Source organism: Methylobacterium terricola, assembly GCF_006151805.1.
In the GTDB taxonomy this organism is placed as follows: domain Bacteria; phylum Pseudomonadota; class Alphaproteobacteria; order Rhizobiales; family Beijerinckiaceae; genus Methylobacterium; species Methylobacterium terricola.
In genome coordinates this window covers 40,915-67,023 of sequence record NZ_VDDA01000023.1, presented here as the reverse complement: position 1 = coordinate 67,023, position 26,109 = coordinate 40,915, and the positions used below count along the sequence as shown (strand labels likewise).

The 26,109-nt window shown below is 65.3% G+C and carries 26 protein-coding genes; 6 read left to right on the top strand and 20 right to left on the bottom strand.

The window, feature by feature from the left end:
• The 8 genes from FF100_RS29430 to nusG form a co-directional block, all read right to left on the bottom strand.
• Nucleotides 1-531: hypothetical protein (locus FF100_RS29430; protein ID WP_139039379.1), on the bottom strand; the 531-nt coding region annotated here is incomplete at its 3' end.
• 8 nt (nt 532-539) lie between these two features.
• Nucleotides 540-983 carry a hypothetical protein gene (locus FF100_RS29425; RefSeq protein WP_139039377.1) on the bottom strand — a complete coding sequence of 148 codons (444 nt, stop codon included), beginning with the start codon at nt 981-983 and terminating at the stop codon, nt 540-542.
• A 138-nt stretch (nt 984-1,121) separates the two neighbouring features.
• On the bottom strand, nt 1,122-4,523 hold the full coding sequence (locus FF100_RS37365) for a phage portal protein (RefSeq protein ID WP_171070378.1): 3,402 nt from the start codon (nt 4,521-4,523) through the stop codon (nt 1,122-1,124).
• 31 nt (nt 4,524-4,554) lie between these two features.
• A complete protein-coding gene (locus FF100_RS29405) occupies nt 4,555-5,112 on the bottom strand; it encodes a hypothetical protein (RefSeq protein ID WP_139039375.1) in 558 nt (185 codons plus the stop codon).
• Nucleotides 5,113-5,193: 81 nt separating this feature from the next.
• Nucleotides 5,194-6,924, bottom strand: a complete 1,731-nt coding sequence (gene terL / locus FF100_RS29400) for a phage terminase large subunit (protein ID WP_246102521.1) — start codon at nt 6,922-6,924, stop codon at nt 5,194-5,196.
• Nucleotides 6,824-7,432: a hypothetical protein gene (locus FF100_RS29395; RefSeq protein ID WP_246102519.1), complete on the bottom strand. Its 609-nt coding sequence runs from the start codon at nt 7,430-7,432 to the stop codon at nt 6,824-6,826. The genes terL and FF100_RS29395 overlap by 101 nt, the downstream gene beginning before the upstream one ends.
• 54 nt (nt 7,433-7,486) lie before the next feature.
• On the bottom strand, nt 7,487-7,726 hold the full coding sequence (locus FF100_RS29390; protein WP_139039374.1) for a hypothetical protein: 240 nt from the start codon (nt 7,724-7,726) through the stop codon (nt 7,487-7,489).
• Nucleotides 7,727-7,877: 151 nt separating this feature from the next.
• Complete coding sequence (gene nusG / locus FF100_RS29385; protein WP_139039372.1) at nt 7,878-8,408, bottom strand: transcription termination/antitermination protein NusG; 531 nt, start codon at nt 8,406-8,408, stop codon at nt 7,878-7,880.
• 583 nt (nt 8,409-8,991) lie between these two features.
• On the opposite strand from nusG, the gene FF100_RS29380 reads away from it, so the two are divergent.
• Nucleotides 8,992-11,493, top strand: coding sequence for a hypothetical protein (locus tag FF100_RS29380; RefSeq protein WP_139039370.1), 2,502 nt, complete (start codon nt 8,992-8,994; stop codon nt 11,491-11,493).
• A gap of 586 nt (nt 11,494-12,079) precedes the next feature.
• Here FF100_RS29380 and FF100_RS29375 read toward each other — a convergent pair.
• Entirely contained in the window at nt 12,080-12,766 is a 687-nt protein-coding gene (locus tag FF100_RS29375) for a BRO-N domain-containing protein (RefSeq protein ID WP_139039369.1), read from the bottom strand.
• A complete protein-coding gene (locus FF100_RS29370; RefSeq protein WP_139039367.1) occupies nt 12,763-13,077 on the bottom strand; it encodes a hypothetical protein in 315 nt (104 codons plus the stop codon). Before FF100_RS29370 ends, FF100_RS29375 begins: the two co-directional genes overlap by 4 nt.
• 301 nt (nt 13,078-13,378) lie before the next feature.
• On the opposite strand from FF100_RS29370, the gene FF100_RS29365 reads away from it, so the two are divergent.
• The 5 genes from FF100_RS29365 to FF100_RS29345 all read left to right on the top strand — a co-directional run bounded on the left by FF100_RS29365 (nt 13,379) and on the right by FF100_RS29345 (nt 16,798).
• Nucleotides 13,379-13,513 carry a ribbon-helix-helix domain-containing protein gene (locus FF100_RS29365; protein ID WP_139039365.1) on the top strand — a complete coding sequence of 45 codons (135 nt, stop codon included), beginning with the start codon at nt 13,379-13,381 and terminating at the stop codon, nt 13,511-13,513.
• Nucleotides 13,514-13,720: 207 nt separating this feature from the next.
• Nucleotides 13,721-14,176, top strand: coding sequence for a hypothetical protein (locus FF100_RS29360; RefSeq protein WP_139039364.1), 456 nt, complete (start codon nt 13,721-13,723; stop codon nt 14,174-14,176).
• Nucleotides 14,177-14,321: 145 nt separating this feature from the next.
• The gene (locus FF100_RS29355) at nt 14,322-14,798 is read left to right on the top strand and encodes a hypothetical protein (RefSeq protein ID WP_246102517.1); all 477 of its coding nucleotides are present in this window, start codon (nt 14,322-14,324) and stop codon (nt 14,796-14,798) included.
• Between the two features lie 306 nt (nt 14,799-15,104).
• Complete coding sequence (locus FF100_RS29350) at nt 15,105-15,947, top strand: GmrSD restriction endonuclease domain-containing protein (RefSeq protein ID WP_171070376.1); 843 nt, start codon at nt 15,105-15,107, stop codon at nt 15,945-15,947.
• Between the two features lie 206 nt (nt 15,948-16,153).
• Entirely contained in the window at nt 16,154-16,798 is a 645-nt protein-coding gene (locus tag FF100_RS29345) for a hypothetical protein (protein ID WP_139039360.1), read from the top strand.
• Between the two features lie 158 nt (nt 16,799-16,956).
• Here the strand turns inward: FF100_RS29345 and FF100_RS29340 are convergent, their stop codons facing one another.
• The 10 genes from FF100_RS29340 to FF100_RS29295 all read right to left on the bottom strand — a co-directional run bounded on the left by FF100_RS29340 (nt 16,957) and on the right by FF100_RS29295 (nt 26,002).
• Entirely contained in the window at nt 16,957-19,317 is a 2,361-nt protein-coding gene (locus FF100_RS29340; RefSeq protein WP_171070375.1) for a bifunctional DNA primase/polymerase, read from the bottom strand.
• Between the two features lie 11 nt (nt 19,318-19,328).
• Complete coding sequence (locus FF100_RS29335; RefSeq protein WP_139039356.1) at nt 19,329-19,715, bottom strand: DUF6511 domain-containing protein; 387 nt, start codon at nt 19,713-19,715, stop codon at nt 19,329-19,331.
• The gene (locus tag FF100_RS29330) at nt 19,715-21,709 is read right to left on the bottom strand and encodes a DEAD/DEAH box helicase family protein (RefSeq protein ID WP_246102515.1); all 1,995 of its coding nucleotides are present in this window, start codon (nt 21,707-21,709) and stop codon (nt 19,715-19,717) included. Before FF100_RS29330 ends, FF100_RS29335 begins: the two co-directional genes overlap by 1 nt.
• Nucleotides 21,706-21,963: a hypothetical protein gene (locus FF100_RS29325; RefSeq protein WP_139039355.1), complete on the bottom strand. Its 258-nt coding sequence runs from the start codon at nt 21,961-21,963 to the stop codon at nt 21,706-21,708. Before FF100_RS29325 ends, FF100_RS29330 begins: the two co-directional genes overlap by 4 nt.
• Nucleotides 21,964-22,297: 334 nt before the next feature.
• On the bottom strand, nt 22,298-23,272 hold the full coding sequence (locus tag FF100_RS29320; RefSeq protein ID WP_139039353.1) for a PD-(D/E)XK nuclease family protein: 975 nt from the start codon (nt 23,270-23,272) through the stop codon (nt 22,298-22,300).
• A complete protein-coding gene (locus FF100_RS29315) occupies nt 23,265-23,459 on the bottom strand; it encodes a hypothetical protein (protein WP_139039351.1) in 195 nt (64 codons plus the stop codon). Before FF100_RS29315 ends, FF100_RS29320 begins: the two co-directional genes overlap by 8 nt.
• 84 nt (nt 23,460-23,543) lie before the next feature.
• Nucleotides 23,544-24,074 (bottom strand): DUF669 domain-containing protein, encoded by a 531-nt coding sequence (locus tag FF100_RS29310; protein ID WP_139039349.1) that lies wholly within the window; start codon nt 24,072-24,074, stop codon nt 23,544-23,546.
• Nucleotides 24,075-24,109: 35 nt separating this feature from the next.
• Nucleotides 24,110-24,898 (bottom strand): ATP-binding protein, encoded by a 789-nt coding sequence (locus FF100_RS29305; protein ID WP_139039348.1) that lies wholly within the window; start codon nt 24,896-24,898, stop codon nt 24,110-24,112.
• An 82-nt stretch (nt 24,899-24,980) separates the two neighbouring features.
• Nucleotides 24,981-25,571: a RuvC family protein gene (locus tag FF100_RS29300; RefSeq protein WP_171070374.1), complete on the bottom strand. Its 591-nt coding sequence runs from the start codon at nt 25,569-25,571 to the stop codon at nt 24,981-24,983.
• Nucleotides 25,568-26,002, bottom strand: coding sequence for a hypothetical protein (locus FF100_RS29295; RefSeq protein WP_139039346.1), 435 nt, complete (start codon nt 26,000-26,002; stop codon nt 25,568-25,570). Before FF100_RS29295 ends, FF100_RS29300 begins: the two co-directional genes overlap by 4 nt.
• Nucleotides 26,003-26,109: the final 107 nt, after the last annotated feature.

Sequence of the window (26,109 nt, the reverse complement as noted above, 5' to 3'; positions counted from 1 at the left end):
GGCGAGGCGGGTGCGGCGGCAGAAGCGGGGCGATCGCAGACCAGAGGTCGTCGGGAAGAAGCGGGCGAGCCATACCACCCCAACGCCCAACAGACCCGATCGTGCCGTTCTGTTAGGCGCTCTTAGAATGCCAGCGTCAGGCGCAGCGTCGCCATATTTTTCGCGGATTGCCTGCACTTTGTCGTAGGCGCGGCCGGCTTCCTTGAACTGCTTGATCGCATCTTTGCCCGCCGCAATGATCTTATCCGGGCTGGCATCAGGGCTATGGACTGCCGCGGCCACGCTGTTCAGGCTGCTCTCCAGGCCGCTGATGTGCTCGCCGAGTGCCGCCATGGCCTTGTCATGCCGTGCCTGGTCCTTGGGCTCGTAACCCTCGCCGGGCTCGTACTCCTCGCCGTCGTCGTCGTGCGAACCGCCCCCTCCGCCGGTCGACGAGAACTTCCCGTCGTCGTCACGCGGATGGTCTTCCTCGTTCCACGATTTGGCGAGACCGAGCGTACCGAACATCTGCAGCCCGCGCCGTATGTTCATGTGATTACTCACTTCAGCTTCGCTGCGGTGACGTGAGGCTTCAAGACGTCAAGCGCATCGTCGATGCTGGACCGGAATTCGTCGGCATCATCGACATCGGTGGATTCGCTCTCGGCAAATCCGTACTCGCCCAGGACCTCGTTGTGCTCGGTGAGCGCATCGAGCGCCTTGGCGTGCTCCTTTTCGACGGTCGCGCCGATCCGCTTGAGCGCCGTGATGTGCTCGGCCGCCTGCTTTCGCGCCGCATGAATGTTGCCGAGGTGCCGGTCCAGGCGGGCGTCGATGGCGTGCATCCGCGCCTCGTCCTCGGGCTGGAACGTGGCGTTGTCGACGGCGTGGTCGCCCGAGGTCCACCGGCCGCTGGCGTCGCGGGGGTGGTCCCCCTCGTTGAAGGTCTTGGCGAGGCTGGGCGCGCCAAAGTTGCGGACGAGGCCGGTCATCGCCGTGGCCATGCTCGGCTCCTTGGGTCGTGTCGAATCGGGTTGACGTTGAGGTCTGCGGTGGGACGCGCTACACTCCTGGGCAGCCGCCAGTCGTTCCGGACGTGTCAGCTCAGGCCGGTTCTGAACCGCGCATCGAGCATGGCGGTGCTACTTCTTCCACAGCGTGACGACTTCGATCCGCCGCTTTCCGCGCTGGATCTCGCCGATGCATGTGTAGGTCACGCCGTCGATGGCCTTCGTAAAGACCAGGCGTGGTTGACCGTTCGCCTTGGAGGCAGGACCAGCCTGGACGGTGTCCGGTCGTCGAACGATCACGGCAACCTGCGCGAAGTCCTCTTTAGAGACGGGGATTTGCCCCCGCGCCCTCTCCTGCGCCGAGCCGTGCTTGGCGAGAATGTGCTTGATGCCTTCATTGGTCAGGGTGTGCTTGAAGCCACGCACATCAACCCCGGTGAGAGCGTGGATCCTTGCCGCCCTCGTCACCGTGCCGAGGCTGGCGCGAACGACGGGAGCCGCCTTCTGGCCGGCCGCGCTGAGGGCGGACGAGAGACCGGACGTCCACCGGCCGCGCTCGTCCCGCTCCTGACGTGGATCATACGCCTTGCCGACCGCCTCCGGTGGGTCCTCGACAACCGGCCCCACCACGCAGCGGCATTTCGGGTGCGCCGGGGTGGTGTCGTCCCCGCTCGGAAACTCGTCGTCGAGATCGATCGGCCCGGCCTCGGCGTTAGCCTGGCAGGCCGCGCAGCAGCCGTCCTCGGCGAACCACTGCTTTCGGACCCCGACGCCGGCCTCGCGCGCCGCGTGGTAGCTCTCCAGCGAGGCCTGGCCGTTGACGGACGCCACCTCGGTCTCGGCGATCGTCAGGGCCCGTTCGGCCGAGAAGGCGTAGGAGCCTTCGATCTCGTCGGCGATCGCGTCCGAGCCGATGTTGCGGGACAGCCCCGAGACGATCGTCTCCCGCAGCATCTCGCGGGTCGTCTCGTCGATCCGGTAGGAGGCGCGCCGGGCCTCGACGAGGTTGCCGTCGGCGTCCCAGCGCATCCCGACCAGTTCGGCGGCTCGGGCACGGGCCTGGGCGACGGCTCCCTCGTTGACCTGATCGACCAGGGTGTCCAGCCCGTCGGCGCCGACTTGCGCCATCGTCCGGCGCACTGCGTCGGAGGCGACGCCCGCCAGATCATCGGCGAGGTCCGGCGCAAGGCCCCCGAGGTCGGAGAGGTCGAGCCGGTCGACGAAGCGGTCTGCCTCACGCCGGGCCTGCTCCGCATCCTCGGGGTCCGGCGCTGCCTTGGCGAGCTTGCCGAACCCGCGCGCCGCTGCGACCGCCTCGTCACGGATACGGGTGAGCGCACCTGCAATCCGCCCCGTGATCGCCCGGATGGCCCGGCGCGTGGCCGGCCGGTCGAAAGGGAGGGGGTCCGGCCGCCTCCACCGCTTGCTGAAGGCCGCCTTCCCGGCCGGCGCCCCGATCGCCGCGACCTTGTCGTGCCAGGCGCGCCGGCGCTCCTCGATTGCCGCCAGCGCCGCTTCGCGCACATCCTCGTCGAAGTCGCCGTGTGCTTCCTCGACGTGCCGGCTCATCTCGTCGAGCGCGGCATCCACGGTGGCGGCGAGCTCGCGGCGCAACTCCGCCAGGATCCCGACGCCCTCGGCCTTGAGCAGCCCGCCGAGGCCCGCACCATCGAGCGCGCCGGTGACGAGGCTCGTGGCCGCCTCTTCATCGACGCCGGCCTCGGACATGAGGTGGCGGGCGACCTTCTCGGCGGCGTTGGTGAGCAGGGAATCCGCGGCGTAGGTCGCCAGGGCGACAACGGCCGGCGCCGTCCCACCGCTCATCGCCGTGACGACGGCGCCGCCGGCGAGGAGGGCCGCCGCGATCGCGGTGTTGCGCACCACCCCGCGGAACGTCTCGCGCGCCTTCTCCTCCCGGGTCTTCGCCGTTGCATCGCCGCTCGCGCTGCCGCCTCCGCCGCTGGTCCACTTGCCGTCGGCGGCCCGGGGCTGATCCGGGTCGAACTTGGCGAGGTCGAACTTGGCGAGGTCGAACTTGGCGAGGTCGAACTTGGCCAAATCGAACCTGGCGAGGAGCCGCTTGGCGACCCCGTCCTCGTCGTCCTGCTCCTGCCCGCCGCCCTGCGCCCCGAACGCACCACCTGGCCCCGGCGGCGGGCCGAGCAGGTCCATGGCCGCCTTCTTGGCCTCCAGCGTGTTCGCGTCGATCGGCACGTAACCGGATCCGGTGAGCACCATCAGCTGGTTGGCCGCCGGCGACGGGTCGGGATCGAGGCCGTCCTTCGCCCGCACCTCGTTGATGCTCATCAGACCCGAGGAGGCCTTGCCCCGCAGGATCTCGGCCTGCCGCGCCTCGTCGATCTGCGCGTCCTCGGCCCAGGCGAATTCGAGCTCGGGCGCGCCGAGGTCGTCGGCGAGCACGTCGTCGATCAGGCCCTTCACCCAGTCGAGGAGCGGCGCCAGGCCTTCCTCCTCGGCGATTTCCTTCTGGGTGTCCGCGCTCGCGCGGTTCATCTGCTTGAGCAGGGCCTGCGGCGAGGTCGAGAAGGCGAAGCAGACGACGCGGGCCAGCCACTCGTCGAACTCGCCCTTCAGCTCCGGCTCGCGGGTCTGGATGAAGGTCTTGGCGACGCCGCCGGGCACGAACTTGGCCTTGCGACGGCGCGCCTGGTTGCCCTCGAACAGCGAGTCCCAGTGGTTCTGGAATGCCGCGATCTGGTCGGGCGTCCAGGTGTCGGGCACGCCGATCAGCGAATCGGGGACATTGCCCGAGGTGTAATATTCCAGGGTCCCGACCTGCCGGCGCAGGGCGATGTTGACCGTGGTCATCACCTGCTCGACGGGCGAGTAGCCGTAGACCCGGTTCACGCGCCGGTTCCGCGGCCGGTAGAGCAGGTCGTTGGCGGTGTAGTTCACCGCCGGCAGGCCCTTGAGGATCTGCTGGTAGGCGTCGGGCCACTCGGTCTCGCCGGCGCGCAGCATCGGCTCGGGGACGCGGCCCCAGTCGTCGACCAGCGGCTTGATCGTGGCGCCGTCGATCGGCTCCAGGGCCAGCAGGTTGCCGGAGTAGTCGCGGCGCTTCAGCAACGACAGGGCGTCGAGGACCAGCACGTCCTCGAGCACCATGCGCAGCCAGTCGTCCCACCGGTGCAGCCCGTCGGGCTTGCGCAGCCACGCGACGAGTGCCGCGGTCCGGCGGTCGACCGCCCGCCCTTCGCGCGGCCGGATCGTCCAGTCCATCCGGGCGACCTGATCCTTGCGCGTCTCGATGACGAGCCGGAGCAGGTCGTAGCCGTCGGCGAGCCGCCGCAGCATGTCGAACCCGACCGGCTCGTAGGCCCGGGCGGTGGTGGCGAGGTTGTAGCCGACCGGGAAATCCCAGGCGCGGCCACGCACCTCCGGCGGGGCGGAGGGCGGCATGGGTACGCCCGGCCCGAACCAGCCCGAGCCCTGGCCGGGCGCGGCGTAGCGGAGGTTGAGCGTCAGCGGCGACAGGGAGATGCCCTGGACGCCGCCGCGCGACGGGTTCGCCATTCTCGCTCCGGATCCGGCCCGCGCGCCGCCGTCAGGCCGACGGCTCGCCCTTCGTCTCGCCCTTGGTCGCGCGCTTCGCCGCCTCCTGCTGCTGCGCCTCGGTGCCGGCGGGCTGCGTGGCGTTACCGGTGTTGGCCTCCGGGCTCGTCATGGCCTGGGGCGCGCCGGCACGCTGGGCGGCCTCGGCCGCGGCCGCCGCATCGGCCTCCTTGTGGAGGGTCACGACCGGATCCTGCCCGAGGTCGAGCGGGCGGCCATGGGGCGGGACGGCGCCGCCATAATCCTGGTGCTGCTGGGTGATGTCGGCCGGACTCTCGCGACGGCCGGCCTCGCGCTGCGCCGGGTCGAGCGCGGTGGCGCCCTCGATCGCCGCGGTGGGCGAGGGCGAGGTGATGGGGGCCGCGGTCGCGGTATCAGGATCGCCCGCCTGTTGCTGGACGACGAAGCCGGCGCCGATCAGGTCGCGCACGTCGGACGAATCGACCGTGACGGTGCCGTCGGGGGCGATCGTGTAGTTGCGGCCGGACCGACTGGCCTGGATCTGGCCGCCGACGCCCGGGGGCGCCTTGAGGACGACTTTCGGCATCATGGCTGGGGTTCTCCTGGACGAGGACGCGGTGCCGGACGGGCGCGGCGGAGACGCTGGTGGACGTGTGGGTGCGGGTGGCTCTCAGGCCGCGTCGTCGGCGGCATCCACGAACCCTGCCGCCCGCAGCGGCCCGGCATCCTCGCTCGCCACCCGCACCAGCCCGGCCGCGTCGGGCACGTAGCGCGCGCCGGTGAGCCCGATGACCGTCCCAGTGCCGGGCGGGGCTCGCATCGCGACCTGCCCGGCTACGACGCCCGACGGCATGGACCAGCCGTGCTGCGGGGCCGGGATAGCGGGCACGGCCTCGGCCTCCCGGCGGTAGAACTCCAGGATCCCCTCGCCGCCCTTCACGCCGGCAAGCTCGTTGAAGGCGTCGCTCGCGGCGTCCACTTGGTCGTCGTGCGAGCCGGACGGGAACATGCCGAGCTCCTGCAGGAAGGCGTCGTTCCAGGGCGCCCGAACCAGCCGCACGTTGCCCTGCTCGACCTGGGCGGCGAGCGGCCGGGCTCGGGTGTCCTTGGCGCCCGTGACCGGCAGGGCGGTGACGATGTAGCCGGCGAGCGCTGCGACGAGATCCTGAGCCTGCGCCTTGCCGGCCTGCCCCGGATCCTGCGGCAGCCGGATCGCGACGTCGCCGCCGTCCTGGCGCGCGGTGTCGAACAGGAGCGTGCGGACGGCGCCCGGGGTCTTCTGCACCCGCCTCACGTCGAGGACATAGAACGCACCGTCCTCGCCCCGGCCGATCTTCACCCCCGCCGTCCAGTCGCCGCCCCTGGTCGTCCCGGCGAGGTCCCAGCCCCGCACCGCCTTCGTGATGCGGGGGAGCGCATCGACGATCTCGATCTTGCCGACCTGGAACAGGCCGCCGTGCCGCGGCGCCGGCCGCTGCTGGAACTGCCCGGCGACGGCATAGGCGCCGAGCGGGATCTTGTCGCGCTCCACCACCTCGCGCGGGAAGCGGGCCGGGAACAGCAGCTCGCCGTCCTCTGTCCGTGGATCGCGGAAGCCGATGGAGGTGACGCACCGGCGGTCCGGCTCGAACTCCATCGGCAGCATCAGGTGCTCGTAGCCGAGATCCTTCGACAGGATCACGCCCGAGACGTCGCGCTCGTGAAGGCGCTGCATCACCACCACGATCGCGGAGCGCTTCGGGTCGGTGAGGCGGGTCGGCACCGATTCCAGGAACGTGGTGGTGACGCTGCCGCGCTCCGCCTCGCTCTCGGCGCTGTCGACCGAATGGGGATCGTCGATGATGACCCGGTCGCCGCGGGAACCGGTCAGGCTCTTGAACGCCATGGCGTCCCGAACGCCGGTCCTCGTGTTCTCGAACTTGGTCTTCGCGTTCTGGTCGCCGGTGAGAACCACCCGGTCGCCCCAGAGCCCCCGATACCAGTCCGAGGTGACCAGCCGCCTTGCCTTGAGGTTGTCGCGCACCGCGAGCGGGATGCTGTGCGAGGTCGCCACCACGCGGGTCGCGGGGCGGTTCCGCGGCCCCCATTCCCAGGTCGGCCAGAACACCCCGACCATCAGGCTCTTCATCGTGCCGGGCGGCACGTTGATCAGCAGCCGGGTGATCTGTCCGGCGGTCACCGCCTCCAGGTGCTCGGCGATCGCGTCGATGTGCCAGCCGTGGATGTAGGGCGCAGCGGGCTCGACGATGGGCCAGGCCCGCCGCACGTAGCCGGCGAGGCTCCCCTCGCAGTCGAGCCGATCAAGCTCCCGCAGCAGGGTCTTCGGGTTGGCCAGCCAGGCGCTCGGCGATGGCGCGGAGCTGGTCCCGTTGGCCCTGGTCGAGACGGTCGAGCGCGGCACGGAGATCGGCCCTGGTCGCCGGTTCGAGCCCGGCCGGATCGGCATCGAGGTTGTGCGCCTGCCGCTCGAGCGGGATCAGGCGGGCGGTGACCCGGGACAGCTTCTCCAGCAGGTCGCCGGGGCTCTCCCGTTCCCCGAGCAGCGGGCCGTCGGGCTGGCCGCCGTGGAGGTGCGTGGCGAGGCGGTCGGCCAGCACGCGCTTCAGGCCGTGGAGCTGCTGCAGGTCCCGCCGGTGGGAGGTGACGACGTCGAACCCGATCTGGGCCGAGGTCTCGATGATCTCCGCATCGGTACGCGTGCGTGGAGCTTGCGCACCGCTGCTGCGTACCAGCTTCTCACGGACCGCGTCCCGGACCTTATCTGCGAGCGCCCGGGTCCAGCCGGCGGCCTTGGCCCGCTTGCGGATCGCGCCCTCGCTGATGCCATGGGCCTTGGCGATCTCGCGGACGGAGAGCTGGCCGGCGCGGTAGGCGGCCTCGATCGCTTCCCAGTCGGTGTTGGCGGGCATGGAGGCGCCGGAGGCGTGAGGACGGGCGGGTCGGGGGCCGGACGCCCCCTCCCCTCAGCAGCCGCCGCTCGCGCTGCTGCTAGAGCTGTCGGTCGAGCAGCTGGACGACGAGCCGCTATCCGAGCCGCCGAAGGAGAACCAGCCGCCCGACCCGGCGACGCCCGCGGTACTCGCGGCGGAGGTGTCGGAGGCGTGGGACGGAGCGTAGTCCACGGCGCTGGAATCCTCCCGGCGCCGGAGCGTGTCCGGAGACGCCGTGCTCCGGAACAGGATGCGACTGAGCCACTCGAACATGCGGAGCCTCCCGGGCTGCCCGATGGTCCGAGGAGGATAGCAGGCCCGGGGCGGCGCCGACAGCGCCTCTGCGGAAGGGCGCTTGGTGCGCATCCGCCAATGCATCCGCAGGGCGGGTGAAAACTCACCGCAGCCCTGCATGCGCCCAGAATTACCCTGCGGCGCGGACATGATCAAGCGGGACCGTCGCCCTGTGCCGCTTGCCCATCGCCTCGAACACCACGTCGATGCGCTGGCCCGGCAGGGTGTGCCGCACGCGCTCCACGAAGGCGTCGAGCTCGGCCGAGCCGACGCGGACCTTCACCGCCTCTCCCGCTGCAAAGGCCGCCTCGGCGGTGCGGGTGAAGGCGTTGGCGGCGATGGCTTCCTCCAGCAGGCCGACGATGCGCTTCGGCACCGCCCGCGGCTGCTGCCCGCTCGACAGGATGCCGAGCACGCCCGGGACGGCCCGCAGCGGGTACCAGGACGCGCCCTCGGGCACGCCGAGGAAGACGTAGCGGGGGAAGACCGGCCGCTCGACCAGCATGCGCCGGCGGGCGTGGCTCACCTCGACGAGGCCGGTGGGCAGGAGGGCGGGATAGGCGCGGGCCTCGGCGGCGTCGCGGACGGCGGTCTCGCGGTTCGCCGCCACGTAGGCGGCGACCCAGAGGCGGATCGCGGACGGGGTGTCGGTGGTCGGCATGGTCGGCCGGATCTCCGTGGCGGGAGACCCGGACCGGGCGGGGGCGTGGCGGGCGGATCATACCACCGGAGCGCCCTCAACCCCCTCCCCCGAGTTCTTGACGGTGTAAAAAGCCGTTCGCTGGAGAGAGGGCATGGAGAGCAGGTCTAACAATGAAGGGGAGAGGGATAGGAGGGAAGAAGGGTAAAAAGATTTTTTCTTTTATATTTATAGAGTTAGAGCTTGGAGTTTTTGCACCGGCGGACTTTCTGCTGGCGGTGCAGGAAGGCGGCGAGCGGGTTTCTCCCAGGGTGCAAAAAGGATTCTGCGCGACGGCAGTGGCGTAAAATGGATTGTCTACACAGAGGCGAGAAGATAATCGATCAGTCTGCAAGCTCTATAATCGGTAAGCAAATCCATAACTTATACGATGGTCAAACGCAAATATAATCATTGAATTGAATCGTTTATTTTATGAACAACGCAGGAATGTTGATATCACATTTCGTCCCGAGCAAACGGAAAATTTGCACAGAATGGGGAATTTACAAGCCTGTTCAGTGCTGACACCATAATTTCCTGATTCGTATCTGGAGGCAATAGCATGCGATCGAAGGCCATGATGCTTGCTATCTTGTCGAATTTTTTTTGCTTAACTCCTGTATTTGCTCAATTGGACGAAGACGGATTGGTAAAACTTCGACAGTCGGCACAGAAATACAAAATTGAAATCCAAAAATATTTCGACTCAAGGCCTATTTTAACGCTTCCTGATGATTTAGATGAATTCCCTGGTTTCAAGGTGACAAAGAATTCAAGCGGGAAGAATGTTGTTTTACCATCTGGCGACGAAGAATACGTGAGATGTATGCGTGGAGCATGGGAAACATTCGGCATTGCCAGCACAGCCGGAATCGCAACCGCTACAATCCCTGGTGCTGTGATTGGTATTGGTGCCGGCGGTACGCAGGCGATCTTGGATGCACATAGTTGTGCGGAACAGAACGCCAGTCGGTTGTTCGAGGTTCTCGCTAATCTGGAGGCGGATGGTCAAGCTAAAGGCATATCCGTACAGATGGATGCCTTCAGCAAGGAACTTACAGGCATGCAAGGTGAGTTGATCGGACTCCGCGGGTCCGTAGTTGCGTCACAGCTTCTGATCAAGGAACAGATGCAAAAATCATTCAACGAACTTCTATCTAAAGCCGTAACTCAAGAAGATATGGAAAAAATAGTATCGGCAGGAATGAATCATATAAAAGATAATACTCGAAAGTATTTTGTAGAACTGAGGCAACGACAAATCGCCAATGACGAGATGAGTAAACTGCAATCAAATATCCAGCTAACGCAGCAAGGCTTGACTTCGCTGGTAAACGTTGCATTTCGAGATAATCCAAAACTTGCTAATAAGATTAATCGTGGGATTGGGGGCGCAGCAGAATTGGCGAAAATAGGTGTCGCTCTTTCAGCGGCAGCTAATCCTTTCACAGCAGTGATGCTGTCATTAAAGGCTATGGGAGTCATGGCCTCGATCTTCGGAGGCGGTGATGGAGGTGCCGCTTTTAATCAAATTATATTTGATAACATTCAAGCTTTAAGAAAAGACATCTCGGAAATGCGAGACGAGATGCGCACTCGTTTCGATGCAATTGATCGATCATTGATTGTCGTCGCTGACTATATGCGATCGGGATTCATTGTTATCGACGGTAAATTGGATAATTTACGTGCCGCCCTCGGCGATATTCGAGAGGAAGGCGAGATTAGAGCAAAAATTCAAGAGTCTGCAATTTCATATTTGCTAAGTGGGGCGTTAAGCGTTAGTTCTCAGAGATGTCTCAAGGGAGACGCAAGTCAATCCGTAGATAGAAACGCATATAGCACTTGCTTGGGTGATTTCAAGTTATACGCAACAGATGTCGCCCGCCTTGACATGATCGCGGGCAGCGGACGCATCGCGGCAGATCCGCTTGGTACTGTGAGCAATATGTTCTATCTTTCGGTCGATTCAGGAAGGAGTATTGGATACCTGTCCGCTTTGAATCGAAAAATCACCAATGCACCAGTTGTCGCGGAGGCACCAAGCCCGCTTGAGTGGGTCAAAGGTGTTCAGGCCTATCTTGAGTTACTCAGCCGCTATCATCGGCTTGAAAAGGTTCGCAGCGAAGTAGCTAAGTCGGAAATTATAAATAACGAGCAAGATAATATTAATAGTATGATCGATGCCGGTAATGAAATCAAAAAACGTGCGCGTTACTTAAGGCGCGACGGCATTATTGCCTTGATAGATTTGTATAATGATGAAACAAAAAAATTTATAAACGATATAGTGCCAATAATATATAGAGAACTTGCGAAAAGACCTTTAGGCGTAACTAAGGAGCAAACCACTAGAAAAGAATGGATCATTCAGGTCAATGGGCACTCTTCAGTGTTCAGTCCTTGTGGTTCAATTACGCGCGAAATTGCAGGCATTGATGATGTAATTGCATCGGAGGGTGACTGGCAGAGCTTCGAACACGGAGAGCGATGCTGGCCGTCTGCCTTCACAAATAAAGACAACGATGCAGCCTTGAAGCAACAAGGATTGAGATTTGCCCGTAGTCAGTCAGATGGAGAATTCGAGATAAAATCCCTTAGAACAAAAAATGAAGCAACCATTCGAATTCAAGAAAAATACCTTGAAAAACAGATTGTTTCAAAATTTTCGCCGCAGACTTTAGAAATGTTGTCACTGTCGATTGCTGCGACATTAAAATCCGATGAGTCGAGCCGTACAATGTACCGCCTTGCTTTTTTACATGAGCTTATATTGCAGCAAATCATGATAGGGTCCAATGACACATCAGACGCTAATCTGCCAGATAAAATTAAGCTTGTTCAATCACTGCCAACGTCAGCTTCTCAAATCCGCGAGTTGATTGACAGACTAACGTATAAGTCCGAAAAAATCTTGCGAGTGGCATTTTCCGAAGGGATGGCCGACCTATTTAATGGCGAGAAAAAGCGCGTTTCTGATGCAATTAGAGCAATGCCAGATAATGACAATTTTCCATTTATCGAGCCTTCGCTGCGACAGCTCCGCGCGGTTCGTATAAATTAAGATCAGTAATGAATCGTGACAACAATTCCCAGAGTGCTCGCTTGTGCAAAAGTTCGTCGCCAACGAACAACCTGGATTGAGATGCGCGCCCGGATCCAAATAACACCCACCGGGCTCCAGATGGAAGATGATGCGTTATCGCCCTCGTGTCAGCTCCAGATCGGCGTGGACGGCACTACGGGCCTCCAGCGCAGCCATGACGCTATCCAATCGTCGATACTCCTTAGTGCATGCGATGGGCCGGCTGGTTTGCGTCCTGCAGGCGCGGGAAGGCGTGCTGTCCTGCCGGGAGCCTCCGAAGCCGCAAGCGGCGCCACCCTTTCGATCACGGGAAGGTTGCTCCAAGTTCGTCCATATGCCGAGGCGGCGTCCACTTAGACGTACCCCCGGCCCGAAGGGAAACGCCTTCTGGTCGGGCGCAATCGTCGCCTCGGACTGCTCTACATGGTCGATGACCAGCTCGGCGTCGCCAGCGCATGCAGGATGCTGTGGCCGAAGTGGCCGAGGCTGTGGGGCACGAGACCGGCGCGTAAAATGAAAAGGCCCGCACGATGAGCGGGCCTTGGAGATGATTGGGGATGGCGCCTTACTCCGGAGCCGGCAACGTCCTGTAGGTGGTCCTGGATCGGCCCAGCGTCCGCTCGACGACCACCTCGACCCTGCCGCTGTCGACGAGGTCGCGCATCACCGTGTCGAGCTGCCGGGCGTCCATGCGTCCGTCTACCCTGCGGTACAGCTCGGAGCGGGTGACGGGTCGATCGGCCTGCCGAATGAACGCCTCGATCTCGTCCACCGGCAGGGGCAGGGAGTTCGCCAGTGGTCCGCTCACTGCGGGTAGGCCGAGCTCCACCCACAATCGCTGCGCTGCCGCCTTTCCGAAGGTCCGCCGGCACTCGGCCACCATCCGCAAGGCTTCCTTGCGCTGATCGGCCCGCGGGGCGTAGCTGCCCGAGCGGCGGATCGAGGGCAGCACCTCGCCAGTGACCCATTTCCGGAACCGGTGCGGGAGAGTGCCGGGCGTGGTCGCTCCCTGGCACCGCAGGATGAGGGTGTAGAGGCCGCTCTCCGAAATGAGGGTCACTTCCTGCTTGCCGCCAGGGGTGTCGGAAGTTCCGACACCCTTCTCGTCTGCGTCGAGGCGCGCGATGGCATCTCGCGAGTTTGCAATCGCGAGAGCGCCGCACACGTCGGCGGCGACGAACCATGGTGCGCCGTCGCGGTCGATGACGCGCACCGGACGGGCCTCGAACTGAAAGGGAACGACGGCGCTCACGCCGTGCCTCTTGCGGCTATGATGTCGGTCAGGATTGATGCGACGAGGCGACGATCAGTCGTCGAGGCGCAGAGGCTCGCCCAGGCCAAAGGATCTCCGTCGTGGCACCAGGAGAGCGCCAAGACTTTGATCGTGAGGCCCGCGAGCGTCGTGGCGGGCTGGCGTTCGATCCTCTTCACGATGTCGCAGCATCTCAGAACGGCCCCTTCCACCGCCTCGTCAACCGCAAGGCGCTCCGCCTCCCACGCCTCGTTCAGGTCCTGGCCCAAGCTGATGAGCTCGGCATCGGGAAAGGGATCGATCAGCGCCATGGCAGCGACCGGCGCTGCCACTGACGTTGAAGCGGCAGCGCTTGCCACGAAGGACCGGCGTGTCATCAGGGCCTCGTGGGTCGCTGCCAGGGCGGAGGTGACGGGGCCACATTGGGATGTGTTAGGGGTATGCTCAGCCTGTCGCATGGGATGCTCCGTGCTTCGGGTCAGGCCCGGCAGGTGTCGCAAGCACCTTGTCGGGCCGTCCTTTATGGGATATCCCGAAATCATGAATGCGTCAATTGCGGATATCCCGAAACGTAGAGGTCGCAAGCCTTCAGGCGGGCGCAAGGAGGGCATCATGTTGCGCCTCGATCCGGATATGCTTGCCGCCCTCGACGAACTCATCGCGCGGCAACCCGACCCGAAGCCGTCTCGGCCCGAGGCGGTGAGGCAGGTGCTGGCTCAAGCGCTCGGCCTCACGTCCGTGTCCTGATCCTCGTGAGCGTGATCGCCAACGAACAGGGGATGCGCGCCGCAGACGCACCGGACCGCACCGAAGCCGTGGTTCTGAGATCATACACAGCCCTGGGCCACAGTCCGAATTTCCCTTGCATCACCCCCGAATCTGTCCTCGATATTGTCGAGCACGCGAAATTACCCAGGGTGAGAGCGGATGTCGGGGGCGGAGCGGCCGGGGGGATTGGCGATCTCCCGGGAGTGGCAACTGTCGGCGCGCCGGATCTTCTGGATCACGACCCTGATCTGCGTGGGCCTGCCTCTCCTCGGCATCGTCGCCGTGACGCGGCCGGGCTTCCACTACAAGTCCGAGCAGACGATGGTGCTCGGCATGGCGTCGTTCCTGATCCCGGCCTGGATCGTCCTCGGTGGGCTCAGCGCGCTGGTGGGATTCGGCCTCCGGGTCCATGCCGAGCCGGTCATGGTGCAACCGGCCGCTCCGCCGCCTCCACCCGATTCGGCCCCGGTTCCAGCCCCTCCCCCGCGCCGCCGCGGCCGTCCGCTCCTGATGGGGACGGCCGCATTCCTGACCTGCCTCGTCCTGACGCTCGTGCTGTCAGGCGGACGGGAACTCGCCGCAGCCCTGGCCACCGCCTTCGTGGCGGCCTGCTTCGCCGTACGCGGGGAATGGCGGGGGTGATGCACTCCCACGGCGGATGAATGGAGAAGGTTGGCTCGGGCGCTGCAAGTCGATATCCCGGCATGCCTTCGTTATGGCCTCCGTGAATCAGGGACGATTCGCGAGGCACCCGGTCGACAGACGGAAGGCGGAGGAGTTCCCCGCGATGAGACACGTTCTGCCGGCCGCACTCTGCACGCTGGGCCTGTTCGCGGTCTCGCCGGCCGCGGCCTCGGGGAAGATCTACTACGGGTCGCGCGCCGGCATGACCGTCACCGTCGTGTCGATGAGCGGCCTGGACACGGCTCAAGCGGTGATCCGCACCAGGCACACGCGCGAAGACGCGGTCGGCTTCTGCCGGGACTACGTCGGCAAGGTGACGCCCGCCTGCATCAGCGAGGAACTGGCCGTCCCGCTCAACGACCGGATCACCGCCAACTGCCCGCGCGGCGAGTTCACCGACTTCCAGGGCAACCGCTACCGCTTCGCCGGCCGGTCCCGCAGCAAGGACAGCATGGCCAAGTACGTGGTCATGAGCCTCCCGTCCAGCGAGGTGGCGGACGGCTCGAGCGCCAGCGGCTACCCGACCAACATCCGAATCTTCAAGGCACTCTGCCCGAGCCGCGTGCAGGAGGCCGAATGACTTGTGGCCCCTCTCCAGAGACATTGTTTCCACGGTACGGTGTAGTTGAGGCTGGATTAATTTAAAGCCTAGCTAAAAGAATTATATACATGATATATTATACAAAAAAATTTAAATATACATAGTCATAATTGAAATCTTCCTTTTTTCGGATCAAATTCGATCGTTCAATAATTTGAGAAAACCATACCATACGCGTTGGAGAAACACTGCTTTGGGGCGACTAATCGTGCGCCAAAGCCTATTGCAACCAGGGATCCAATGATGCGAGTATACCAAAAAACTCGGTTGTGTCGAAAGGGTCAGATGAAGAGTTACGATTCCCGTACATACGGCATAAATGATTTCGTTGAGTGGGAAGCTGCTAGACAGCTGGAACTCAATCCACGATTTCAGCGTAGATCTGTGTGGAACGATAAGGCTAAAAGTTATCTTATCGACACAATTATGCGTGGCAAGCCAATTCCAAAGGTATTTATTAGGCAAAAAATTAACGTATCTACGAAAACATCCATCAGAGAAGTGGTGGACGGACAGCAACGGCTGCGGACTATATTATCCTTTGTAAAGGACGGATTCAAAGTAAGCAAATCTCACAATAAAGATTACGGAGGCTTATTGTTTAGTCAGCTAGATGAGATTATGCAAAGCCAAATATTGTCTTATGAAATATCTGTAGATATACTAATAAATTTATCCGACTCCGAAGTATTGGATATATTCGGCCGACTCAACTCGTATGCAATAGTCTTGAACGAACAGGAAAAATTAAATGCATCTCATTTTGGTCCTTTCAAGAGTCTCGCTGATGAAATCGCGCGGTATTATACAGAGTACTGGATAAGTCAGAAAATTTTTACTCCGAATCAAGTCCTGAGGATGAACGAAGTTAATATAACTGCCGATTTGTTGATTGCGATGATGGAGGGTATCAAGGCTAAGCGTTCGATTTCAAAGTATTACGAGAAATATGAGAATAAATTCACTGGAGATGGTGACGGGCTCACACTTTGGTTTGATACAACAATATCTAAAATCGCAGAGTTATTTCCAGACGGCTTGGTTGGCACCGAATTCAACCGGCCTTTTTCTATTTTATACGCTTTTCACTTCCATTGCGCATTTTATAGCGGGAATACCGGGGCTTAGTCCGACAAGTATCGATTTGAGTGAAAAAGCTCTCTCTTCTGTGCGCAATAGGCTTGATCATATCACAGAGATTTTCGCAAATAGAGATTCTGTAATTCTCTCCGACGAAGATCGAATATTTTTGCAAGATTCAACTCGAGCAACTACTGACGAGGCTGTCAGGTCGCGGCGTACTAAATATTTAATCAGACTCATCACTGGCGAATATGCGTCAGAAAATCTGGTTGATTAACGTGCCTCAAAACGCTCTCGCGCAAATTACATCGTCTTTTATACAGTGCGACGCACTGATTGCAAGCGCCCATCAGCAAGATGCAAATGGAGCATATTTATTTACATCGATATCACGGCAGCAAATTACTCATGCTGCATTTTTGAATATGTTTATTGCTTGGGAGAATTTTTTGGAAGAAGTAATTTCTGCTTATATGACTGGCTCCACAACGATCAATGGAAGCCAGCCCGTTAGAATGGTCGCTCCCGCTTCGAGAGACGAAGCAAAAAAAATGACAGTCGGGGTCATGAAATATTTTGATTTTAGCAATCACGAATATGTCAAGCAAATATCAAACATCTATTTCCAAAATGGATATCCAGTTAGAGGTGCTATCAACAATATAAATTCCCAACTTTCCGATCTAAAAACAATGAGAAATGCCTGCGCGCATGTTTCTTCGACCACACAGAGAGCTCTAGATAGTCTTGCGCTTCGCATTTTTGGTAGTCCTGCCCCGGGTATTAGCGTTTACACGATAATTACGAGCGTTCATCCGGCCCACAATCCTGATACTGTATATCTTGTGTATCGAAATGCTTTGCTAGCAGCCGCGACGCAGATAGCGAATGGCTAGTTATTGCCAAATATTATATTAAATAATCTAGTCTTCTGATAAATGCCACTGCCTGATTTAGCATCGAAATCATATACCAATAAATAAAATATACAACTTACTAGTAAATTATAATGACGAATTTACAACGTCATGTTCGCTGCCTATTTGATGAAGCGCTACGAAATTGCAACTTGATACATCGTTCTAGGTCTTCCTTTCGTCTTTTCCAACATCTCCTCCACCTGCCCGCTAGTTACGAGGTACTTCATCACGTTGTCGAGCTGACGTGCGTCCATCCGCCCGTCCACCCGCCGGTACACCTCCGAGCGGTTCACTGGCCGCCCGGCCTGACGGATGAACCCGAGCACTGCCTTCAGCCCCGCCTGATGCTCGTTCTCGGCCATGTTCTCCCGCAGGCCGGTGACGAACAGGCTGAACGACCAGTCCACCAGCCGCTGCGCCCAGGCCATGTCCCCCTCCTCCACCTGCACGCCCGCGAGCCCGGCCTTTGCGTAGCGCCCGCAGGCGACGATCAGCGCCACGCGCTTCGTCAGCTCCGCCGCCCGGCTCCAGGCCTCGTAGAGCGGGTCGTGGTCGGCGCGGGCCAGCATCGTTTCGTCGCGCTCGCGGCAGGCGGCGTAGATCGCCTGCGCGCCGGCCGTCATCTCGACCACCACGAGCGGCGGCGGGCGGGCAGGGTCCAGCAGCGTCGCTGTCGCGCCGAGGTGCCGGCGGGGATCGACGCCGGGCGGCGGCGCGTCCTGGAACTCGAACAGGCGCCGGGCCGCCGCCACGATCGCGTCGGGCACCTCCTCCTCCGGCGCCACCCGGGCCTGCACCTTCACCCGCTCGAACCGCGGCAGCACCAGGAAGCGGTTGAGGAAGCCGTTGGAGACCATCTTCGAGCGCATCTGCTCGTAGAACGACGTGAAAGTGGTGGCGCCGTAGAGCGACAGGCACGGCCGCTGGATCAGGATGTCGCCGCGCGTGGTGGTGCTGTTGGGGATGAACGTCCCCATGCCGCGGCCCCAGAGGGTGCAGTAATCCTGCAGCATCTCGGCCTCCTGGGCGTTGGCGTTGCGGTGGCCGACCCGGCGCAGGATCTTGTCGACCTCGTCCACCACCTGCACCTGCACCGGCCGCTCGGCGAGGCGCAAAGCCAGCGACGCCGCCGAGGAGGCCGCCGCGGTGTGCAGCCGCTGCCCTCCGGTCGCCGCGTCGAGGATCTGGCGCACCGCCTCCTGCGGCCGCTCCTTGCCGGCGCCGGTGCCGGCGATCGTCATCACGTAGAGGTGGGCGCCCGAGCGCGGCGTGCCGCAATAGACCCGCCGGCCGATCAGCGTGCCGACCGTCACCAGGGCCGCCGCGGTGGCGAACAGCCGGATCGGCTTGGGGCTCGACGCCATGATCCAGTCGGCAATCTCGCCCACCAGCCCCGGCACGCGCAGGTCCGCGTCCGGGAAGTCGCGGGAATCAACGGGCGCCGGCGGCGCCTCGAGCACCTCGCCGGTCTCGGCGTCGACCGTCACGCCCGCGTGCATCTCCACCCGCCGCGGCTGCAGGTCGATGGTCAGGCCCTCGCCGTAGCCGACCCGCCCCGCCAGCCAGTCGAAGGCCTCGTCCAGGGCGTATCCTCGCGCCGCCATCACGAGGTCGAGGGGCGTGTAGGCCCGGTTGCCGTCGTGGAAGTCGCGGATGCCGTCGGGGTGGATCTTGAGGTTGGGGCTGCGCTTCTCCAGCGGCCGGCCGGTGTGCGACGGGCGCCAGACCGGCACCGCCACGTAGCCGCCGCCCCGGCGGCGCAGCTTGGGCAGGCCGAGTTCCGGCACCCAGGCGCCGAGATCCGCCATGGCGAGGTCGTTGACCCGGCGGTGCGGCGTCTCCTCCCCGGCCGGGGCCTCCCGGCGCGGCGGCCGCGGCGGCTCGGGCCGGTAGCCGAACGGCACCAGCGCCGCGGCGATGCGCTCGCCGACGTCGTCGCCGATCCACGGCAGGTCCCCGGGGGCCACTCCGTCGAGCGCCTCGAGGCGCGTCCAGCGGTAGGGCTCGCCGGTCTCGGGATGGAGCGTCGGCGGCAGCACGGTCTGCTTGCCCGGGCCGAGCAGGTCGAGCACGCGCATCGGCCTGCCGTCCGGGCCGGGCAGGTCGAAGGCCCGGGACGGGAAGGTGGGGCTCGCGCGGTAGAACAGCGTCTCGCCCTTCCGCCCGGCCTTGCCGACCGTGGTGTCGGGCAGGATCGTCAGCAGGACGGCGCGGATCGCCGCGTCGTCTGTGTCGATGTCGGCGCTCACCGTGCCGCCCGAGGGCGGGCCCAGCGCGATCCCGACGCCGGCCCCGCTCTCGGACCAGCGCTCGACCTCGACCTCGACCGGCAGGCGGTGGCGGAACCGGGCCTGCCAGTCGTCGAGGCCGGTCCAGGCGCCGTCGGCCCGCGGTACGCCCGGGCGCTTGGTGCCGGGGATGATCGGAATCGCCGCGTAGCCCCGCTCCACGAGGCGGGCCCCGATCTGCCCGTACGCACCCGGCACCGCACGCATCGCATTGGTCCTCAGAACGGCGCGGTGCGGGCGAGGAGCATCCGGCGCAACTCGTCCTCGAAGCCGACCACGACCTGCTGCAGGAAGGTCGCCCATTCCTCGGGCGTCAGGGTCGCGAGGTCGGTCTTGCCGATGGCGTCGAGGAAGGCCCCTGCCCGCTCGCCGGCCGCGTCGCGCGCCCGCCGCTCGTACTCGTCCAGCTCGATCGTCGGCATCTCGTACACGCTCCTCGCCACCCGGCCGCAATCCGGGCTGTCGCACAGCCACAGCACCGGGCGGCCCTGCTTCCCGGCCCAGCCGAAGCCGGTATTCGCTCGGCGCCGGCACACGCCGCAGATCACCGGCTCGCGGTCGCCCTTCACCCGCGCCACGGCATCGCCCTTCCCTCCCGCCGACATCAGAACGGCACGTCGGCGGAGCTCGCGGCGCGCAAGCCCTCGACGTAGGCGCGGTTGATGTTGGTCATCGCGGCATGCGAGCCGCCGTGGTCCGGGTGGTGCTCGCGGGCGAGCCGCCGGAACGCCGCCCGCACCTCGTCCGCGTGGGCAAAGGGGTCGAGGCCCAGCACACGCCACCACGCCGCGTCCTCGCGCTCGGTCACGGAGCGGGGCGCGTAGGCCCGCACCCGGGCAAGCTCGTCCGGCGCGAAGCGGCGGCTGGCGACACGGGCGAACTTGCCGTCCTGCTTCACCACGATGTGGCTCGGCCGGGCGAGCTCGCCGTCCTCCAGGCGCTCCAGCGCCTCGTCCACGCTCGCCGGCGCCGGCTGGCGGCCGCGCATGTCGCGCCACCACTTCTCGGCCTTGGCCCTGGCGACGCCCTGGTGCTCGAAGCACACCCACTCGGCGTGGCTCACGAAGCCGCAGGCATAGTCCACCCGCAGCGTCGGCGGCGCCTCCGGCTCGAACCGCTTGACGTGCCGGGCGGCCACCATGCCGGTCACCGGCACCCACGGGTCGGGCGGCGGGGGCGGCGCGCCCTGCATCACCGGTCGCTCGGCATCCGCCACCGGATCGTGCTTCGGCACCGGCCGTTCCCACTCGAATCCGCAGCCGGGCGCGGTGCAGGCGTATTCGTCGAGGCCGACGAGGGTGCTGCAGTGCGGGCAGGCCTTCGCCCGGACCGTCTCCGGCCTCACGGCCATCTCGGGCGCCGCCCGCGCCGGACCGCTTCTCGCCGGTGGGGTCAGCGCGTCCACGGGCCCGTGCCGCAGGACGTTCTGCGCGAAGTCCAGCACGAGGCAGTTGGCCTTGACGCTCTCGGCGATCGCCGCCCGCCGCTCCTCCGGGCTCGCCTCGTTCGCGTCGAAGCCGTCCGGGTAGACCGGCCGGGTGCCGCGCCCCAGGATCTGGACGTAGAGGCCGGTCGAGAGGGTCGGCCGCAGCATGGCGATGAGGTCGACGCCGGGCGCGTCGAAGCCGGTAGTGAGCACCATGGCGTTGGTCAGGCAGCGGATGCGGCCCTCCCGGAACTGCCCCACCAGCCGGTCGCGCTCGCCGGACGCGGTCTCGCCGGTCACGGTCTCGGCGGCGATGCCGCGGGCGCGGAGCGCGTTGCGCACGTTCAGCGCGTGCTCGACGCCGGCGCAGAAGGCGAGCCAGGATTGCCGGTCCCGGCCCAGAGCCACGATCTCGTCGCAGGCCGCCTCGGTCACGTCGATCTGGTCGACCGCCGCCTGCAGCTGGCCCTCCACGAACTCGCCGCCGCGCCGGGCGACGCCCGAGAGGTCGAAGCCGGTGAGCGTCGCCTTGCTGACGAGCGGTGCCAGCCAGCCGTCGCGCACCGCGTCGCCGATGCCGTAGGTGTAGACGATGCGGTCGAACAGCCGCTCGTCTCCCTGGTCGAGGCGCCCGCTGTCGAGCCGGTAGGGCGTGGCCGTGAAGCCGGCGACGCGCAGGTCGGGCACCCGCTCGCGCAAGCTATCGACGAGGGTGCGGTACATGCCGTCGCCCGACTTCGGCACGAGGTGCGCCTCGTCGATCAGCACCAGGTCGCGCTTGCCCAGCGAGTAGCCGTCCTCGCGGTAGACGCTCTGGATCGAGGCGAACAGCACCTGGGCGTGCCGGTCGCGCTGGCCGAGGCTGGCCGCGTTGATGCCGACCGGCGCGTTCGGGCACAGGCGCAGCAGCGCCTTCACGTTCTGCGCCACCAACTCCTTGACGTGGACCAGCACGAGCACCCGCATGTCGGGCCACTCGGTCAACACGAGGTCGATGAGCTGGGCGATGCAGACGGACTTGCCGGTGCCGGTGGCGAGGTCGACGAGCGGGTTGCCGCCGCCGGCCCGCCAGTAGTCCAGCAGCGCCTGCACCGTCTCCATCTGGTAGGCGCGGGAGTGCAGGGCCGCCGCGGCCGGCCGGCGCTCGAACAACGTGTCGGATCCCGGCATCATTCGTCGCCTCCGTCGCGGCGCTTGCGGTCGTACTCGGCGAGGATCCGGGCCTGCCGGCGCGCGGGCAGCGCCTCGAGGATCCGCAGCGCCCGCTCGCGACGGGCGCGGTTGAATGGGTCGCCCAGCGCCCGGGCGGCCTCGCTGGCCTCCGGGACCTTCTTCATGGCCTTGGTGAGGATCACGGCGTCCGCGCCCATGGTGAACACGCCGACGATGCCGGGCCGGAAGATCGGCATGGAGCGGAAGCGCGACATCGCCGCTACTCCGCTGCCGCGGCAGACGACCCGCCGGGGACACCCGTTTCCGTCCCACGCTCACCCTCGTCCGCCCGCCAGGTCTGAGCGGATTCCTGGCCGAACAGGCCATCCGCACTCGGCACGAGGTGGCCCGAGGCGATCGCGTCCAGCGCGCTGCGGTGCCGCGTCGATCGGCCCGACGGCTCGAACCAGCATAGGGGGGGCCCGATCTCGCGCACGCGGTGGCCGAGGCAGAGGGTCTGCCCGGCTCGGCAGCGTTCGACGATCCGGCGCACCCGTGCCGGCAGCCTCTCGATCGGGACCGTCGTGCGGGAGGCTGCTGCGCCGGGGCTCACGGGCGCCATCCCGCGGCGCCGGCGCCGTCGACCCAGGTGCTGCCGTCGGCGAGGCGATAGGTGATCGTCTCGCGGCCCTCGTCGACGTCGACCTGCTCGCCGGGCACGAGGCCGGGCACGTAGCGGTGCTGGTGGCAGCCGCGGCGCTGCTCGTCCGGGGTCAGGTGGATGTCGTGGCGGGCGCAGTGCCAGCGGCCGGCATCGCCCTCGTCCACCACCGGCGTCGCGTGCAGGCAGGTCCGGCAGTTCACACGCGCCCAGGCGCCGTCGTGGCAGACCGTCCGGGCCGGGCACCAACCGCAGGCGAAGGCGGCCTTCGCCGACGGGTCGTCATGCAGCTTTGACGGGGGCTGGTCTGCCCGGATGATGCGCTCCGCCCGGGCGACCAGCTGCAGCGCGGCCGTCGCGTCGTAGCGCACCCGCTCCGCGTAGAGCTGGTCGTCGTTCTTGTTCACGGCGACGTAGAGCGCCCGCGTCAGCCCCGTGAAATGCATGTAGAACTGCATCTGCGAGACATGGCCCGGCTTAGACCGCGCGACGCCGTCCTTCAGCAGGGCCTTGAAGCTCCTGTCGTTATGCGTCTTGCATTCGAGGACGTGCGTCGTCTTCGGCGCGTCCGGTACGCCGTCGATCGTGCCGTCGAGGTGCCCGCGCAGGTGGCCGCCGATCGACCACACGCCGAACTGCCGGCCGGTCCGGGGATCGGCGTCGGTGACCACCATGCCGGCGCTCCGCAGGTCGCCGATCAGGCGGCCCTCCTCGAGGTGGCCGGTCTCGAACAGACGGATGCGCCGCCCGTCGAGCGGTTCCGGATCGTGGACCTTGCGCCAGCCGTACCAGAGCGCGCGGTCGCACTCGGTTCCGAACTGCGACATGCCGAGATAGCCGCGATCCTCGTCGCGGCGGTTGTGCTGGAGCGCGGCGTAGACGGCCGACACGGTTGGCGCCTCGATCGGCGGGAGCTCAGCCATGGCGGCGGACCTCCACGGCGCCGTTGCCGGCCTCGGGCAGCGCGAGCGGGTCGCCGTGGCAGCACAGGCGCCGCAGGCGCACCGCACCGGGGCGCAGCTCGATCACCGCCGCGGTCGACCCGCAGGCGCGGCAGGGTTGAAGTCCGAACGGCTGCGGGCATAGCTCCGCCCTGCGCTCGATTCGCATCGTGCGTCTCCGTATCCTTGAGGGGTGCGGGGTGGAGCGGCCGGCTCCTGGCGTCCCTTCCGAGCGCCGGCCGCTCCGGCTTCCTCAGGCCGCGCGGTTGCCCCAGGGCCGCCCGCCGGCGGTGCCGGGGCGTGACGTGGCCGCTGTGCCGCCGGTCTGCGCCTGGCGCGGCGACGAGGCTTCGCCCTGGGCCTTGCCGGGCGGCGGGGCGCCGCCGGCCATAGCCGAGAACTTCTTCATCTCGTTGCGCGGGCCGTATTCGGGGTCCTGCTTGACGGTCAGGCGCACGCGCAGCGGCTTGTAGTGCAGCACCTCGCTGTCGGTGAGGTGCCCGGCGAAGCCGACCGCGTCGCAGATCTGCTTGATCTGCTCGTGCGCGATGCGCTGCGCGGTGGCGTTCGGGTTCTTGTAGTTGAGGTTCAGCCAGACCTTGCGGCCGGCGCTCGGCCCGTCCATCACCTCCAAGGTGAGCTTCAGGATCAGGCCCGTGCCGGCCTTGGTCTCGACCACGTCGCTGTCGGTGACCTGGACCATGTACTCGCCGGCCGGCAGCGGCTCGTAGGTGTTATCGATTTCGATGGTGTCGACGTCGATGCTCTCGCCGAGGTTCGCCATCCTGTTTGTCTCCTTCTGTCGGACGCGGGTGGGGATCAGGCCGCTTCGGCGGCCGGCAACTGGCGGGCCGCATCCGGCAGGTACTTCGACAGCTCGGCGAAGCCTTTGCCTGGCTGGAACATCACCTTCTCGGGCATCCCGAAGCGGTTCTTCGCCACGAAGGCGGGCCGGCCTTCGGTGTAGATCCAGCGCTGCCCGCCGCCGTCGGCCTGGGCGCGCTTCTTGCCGAAGCCCTGGTCCTCGTTCTTGATCGAGGCGTCCTGCTTCACGAGCAGGATGGCGTCGGCCTCGTCCTTGACGATGGCGCTCGCCCGCTGGTGCAGGCGCAGGTCGTAGCGCGAGTAGCTGGCCGTCTGGGGATCGTCGAAGCGATCGATCGCCGAGTGGGCGAGCAGCACGACCGTCATGCCGAGCTGCGTGCGCAGCGCGTTCAGGCCGTCGAGGAAGTCGCGCCAGAGGTAATCCGCCTCCTTGTAGCCCTTGCCGTAGCCGGGCGCCTCGATCGAGCGCCACTGGTGCAGCTCGCAGACCCGGGTCCAGACCAGCGGCTCGAGGCGGTCCAGGCCGTCGACCACCACGGTTCGGAAGGAGTGCTCCTCCTGGTAGAGCGAGCCGATCGCCTCCATCACCTGTTCGAAGGTGGTGAGCACGCCGAACGAATCGATGGTGACGCCGGACGGCGTGCCGTCCTCGACCTGGATGAACACGGCCTCCGGGAACTCCGCCGCCAGCGTCGTCTTCCCAATGCCCTCCGGGCCGTAGATCACGATGCGCGCGGCGCTCTCGTTGGTGCGCTTGCGCAGGCTCTTGAGCGAGATCGACATGGGGTTCCTTTCGTCTGCGCCTGCTCCTGGAGGATCCGGGGCGGCCGGAGCGGAGACCAGGCATCGCGCCTCGGGCCGGGCGTCAGCCCGACACTCCGGCCGCCCTCGGTGAAGGGAGGGGTTGGCCGGGGGCCGCCACGCCCCCGGCCGTCGCCACGCCCCCGACCCGGTCCGGATCGGGAAGCGAGCCCGCGGGCAGGAGCCGCTCGGCGCCGTAGAGCGCCAGCAGGGCCGCCTCTGCCCGGTTGTGGTCCTTCTTGCGCGCGAACAGCTTCGCGCTCGCCGGGAAGCGCCGGAGGGCGAGGGCGCGCCCCGCTTCCTTGCCCTCGGGGCCACCGCGCAGGCGGAAGTGGCCCTTCCAGGCCTGCGGCCGCACGAGGTGGAGCGGGATCTCCAGCATCAGCGCGACGGTACGCGCCGTGGCGTAGGACTGCCCGAAGCTGAAGGCCTGGCGCACGCCGTCGCGCGGCTGCGGGCCGACCTCCTCGAGCACGATGAGGTCCGGGCGCGGCCAGCCGCGGATCAACTCCGCGAGCGCCGCCGCGTCGATGGTCTTGTGGACCTCCGGCATGTCCGCGACGGCGAGCGACGGGCCGGAGGGCATCAGGCTGAGGAGCGCGAGGGCCCCGGTGAGGCCGGGATCAATCCCGAGCAGGCGGACCTCCGGCGTCATCGGCGCCCTCCCCGATCCACGGGGCGATCTTGAGCGCCAGCCAGCCCGAGCTCCGCATGATCCACCCAGCCAGCAGCGTCCGCGGCCGGAAGGCGAAGGGCCTCTTGCCTGACGGTCTCTTGCCGGGAGGCCTCCTGCCCGACGGCCCCGTGTCCGAGGATCTCCCGGCAGGCCCGGAGCCGGGCAAGGTGGGCACGGTACGCACGATCGACATCCTCTAGGGTGCTGGCATCGAGGGCCGCCCGGCGCAGCCGGTCCATCTCCTCGGCCTCGATGCGGCGGGCCTCGCCGTTCCAGATACCACGCACGCGGCGATCGCCGAGGCCCGTGAGCCGTGCGACCCGCGCGAGCGCGGCCTTCACGTTCTCGCCGAGCCGGACTGGCCCGGCGATCAGCTCGACGAGCTGGCGCGCCTCTGCCTGAGCAGTCATGCTACCCTCGTGACGCTCGGGACAGTCTCCCGAGAACTTGGGTGAGAATCCCGACACCTTGGGCCGCTCCTGTGTTCCTCTGCGCTCGCCGGGGAGAGCGCAGAGGC

What these genes read in the sequence shown, in the direction of transcription:
- FF100_RS29355 (WP_246102517.1), top strand. Translation starts at nt 14,322, where the DNA reads ATGAGACACGTTCTGCCGGCCGCACTCTGCACGCTGGGCCTGTTCGCG.
- FF100_RS37365 (WP_171070378.1), bottom strand. Translation starts at nt 4,523, where the DNA reads ATGGCGAACCCGTCGCGCGGCGGCGTCCAGGGCATCTCCCTGTCGCCG.
- FF100_RS29425 (WP_139039377.1), bottom strand. Translation starts at nt 983, where the DNA reads ATGGCCACGGCGATGACCGGCCTCGTCCGCAACTTTGGCGCGCCCAGC.
- FF100_RS29315 (WP_139039351.1), bottom strand. Translation starts at nt 23,459, where the DNA reads ATGCGAATCGAGCGCAGGGCGGAGCTATGCCCGCAGCCGTTCGGACTT.
- FF100_RS29395 (WP_246102519.1), bottom strand. Translation starts at nt 7,432, where the DNA reads ATGCCCGCCAACACCGACTGGGAAGCGATCGAGGCCGCCTACCGCGCC.
- FF100_RS29330 (WP_246102515.1), bottom strand. Translation starts at nt 21,709, where the DNA reads ATGATGCCGGGATCCGACACGTTGTTCGAGCGCCGGCCGGCCGCGGCG.
- FF100_RS29300 (WP_171070374.1), bottom strand. Translation starts at nt 25,571, where the DNA reads ATGACGCCGGAGGTCCGCCTGCTCGGGATTGATCCCGGCCTCACCGGG.
- FF100_RS29325 (WP_139039355.1), bottom strand. Translation starts at nt 21,963, where the DNA reads ATGTCGCGCTTCCGCTCCATGCCGATCTTCCGGCCCGGCATCGTCGGC.
- FF100_RS29305 (WP_139039348.1), bottom strand. Translation starts at nt 24,898, where the DNA reads ATGTCGATCTCGCTCAAGAGCCTGCGCAAGCGCACCAACGAGAGCGCC.
- FF100_RS29380 (WP_139039370.1), top strand. Translation starts at nt 8,992, where the DNA reads ATGCGATCGAAGGCCATGATGCTTGCTATCTTGTCGAATTTTTTTTGC.
- nusG (WP_139039372.1), bottom strand. Translation starts at nt 8,408, where the DNA reads ATGCCGACCACCGACACCCCGTCCGCGATCCGCCTCTGGGTCGCCGCC.
- FF100_RS29405 (WP_139039375.1), bottom strand. Translation starts at nt 5,112, where the DNA reads ATGATGCCGAAAGTCGTCCTCAAGGCGCCCCCGGGCGTCGGCGGCCAG.
- FF100_RS29335 (WP_139039356.1), bottom strand. Translation starts at nt 19,715, where the DNA reads ATGTCGGCGGGAGGGAAGGGCGATGCCGTGGCGCGGGTGAAGGGCGAC.
- FF100_RS29295 (WP_139039346.1), bottom strand. Translation starts at nt 26,002, where the DNA reads ATGACTGCTCAGGCAGAGGCGCGCCAGCTCGTCGAGCTGATCGCCGGG.
- FF100_RS29365 (WP_139039365.1), top strand. Translation starts at nt 13,379, where the DNA reads ATGTTGCGCCTCGATCCGGATATGCTTGCCGCCCTCGACGAACTCATC.
- FF100_RS29350 (WP_171070376.1), top strand. Translation starts at nt 15,105, where the DNA reads ATGAAGAGTTACGATTCCCGTACATACGGCATAAATGATTTCGTTGAG.
- FF100_RS29320 (WP_139039353.1), bottom strand. Translation starts at nt 23,272, where the DNA reads ATGGCTGAGCTCCCGCCGATCGAGGCGCCAACCGTGTCGGCCGTCTAC.
- FF100_RS29340 (WP_171070375.1), bottom strand. Translation starts at nt 19,317, where the DNA reads ATGCGTGCGGTGCCGGGTGCGTACGGGCAGATCGGGGCCCGCCTCGTG.
- FF100_RS29370 (WP_139039367.1), bottom strand. Translation starts at nt 13,077, where the DNA reads ATGGCGCTGATCGATCCCTTTCCCGATGCCGAGCTCATCAGCTTGGGC.
- FF100_RS29390 (WP_139039374.1), bottom strand. Translation starts at nt 7,726, where the DNA reads ATGTTCGAGTGGCTCAGTCGCATCCTGTTCCGGAGCACGGCGTCTCCG.
- FF100_RS29310 (WP_139039349.1), bottom strand. Translation starts at nt 24,074, where the DNA reads ATGGCGAACCTCGGCGAGAGCATCGACGTCGACACCATCGAAATCGAT.
- FF100_RS29345 (WP_139039360.1), top strand. Translation starts at nt 16,154, where the DNA reads ATGCGTCAGAAAATCTGGTTGATTAACGTGCCTCAAAACGCTCTCGCG.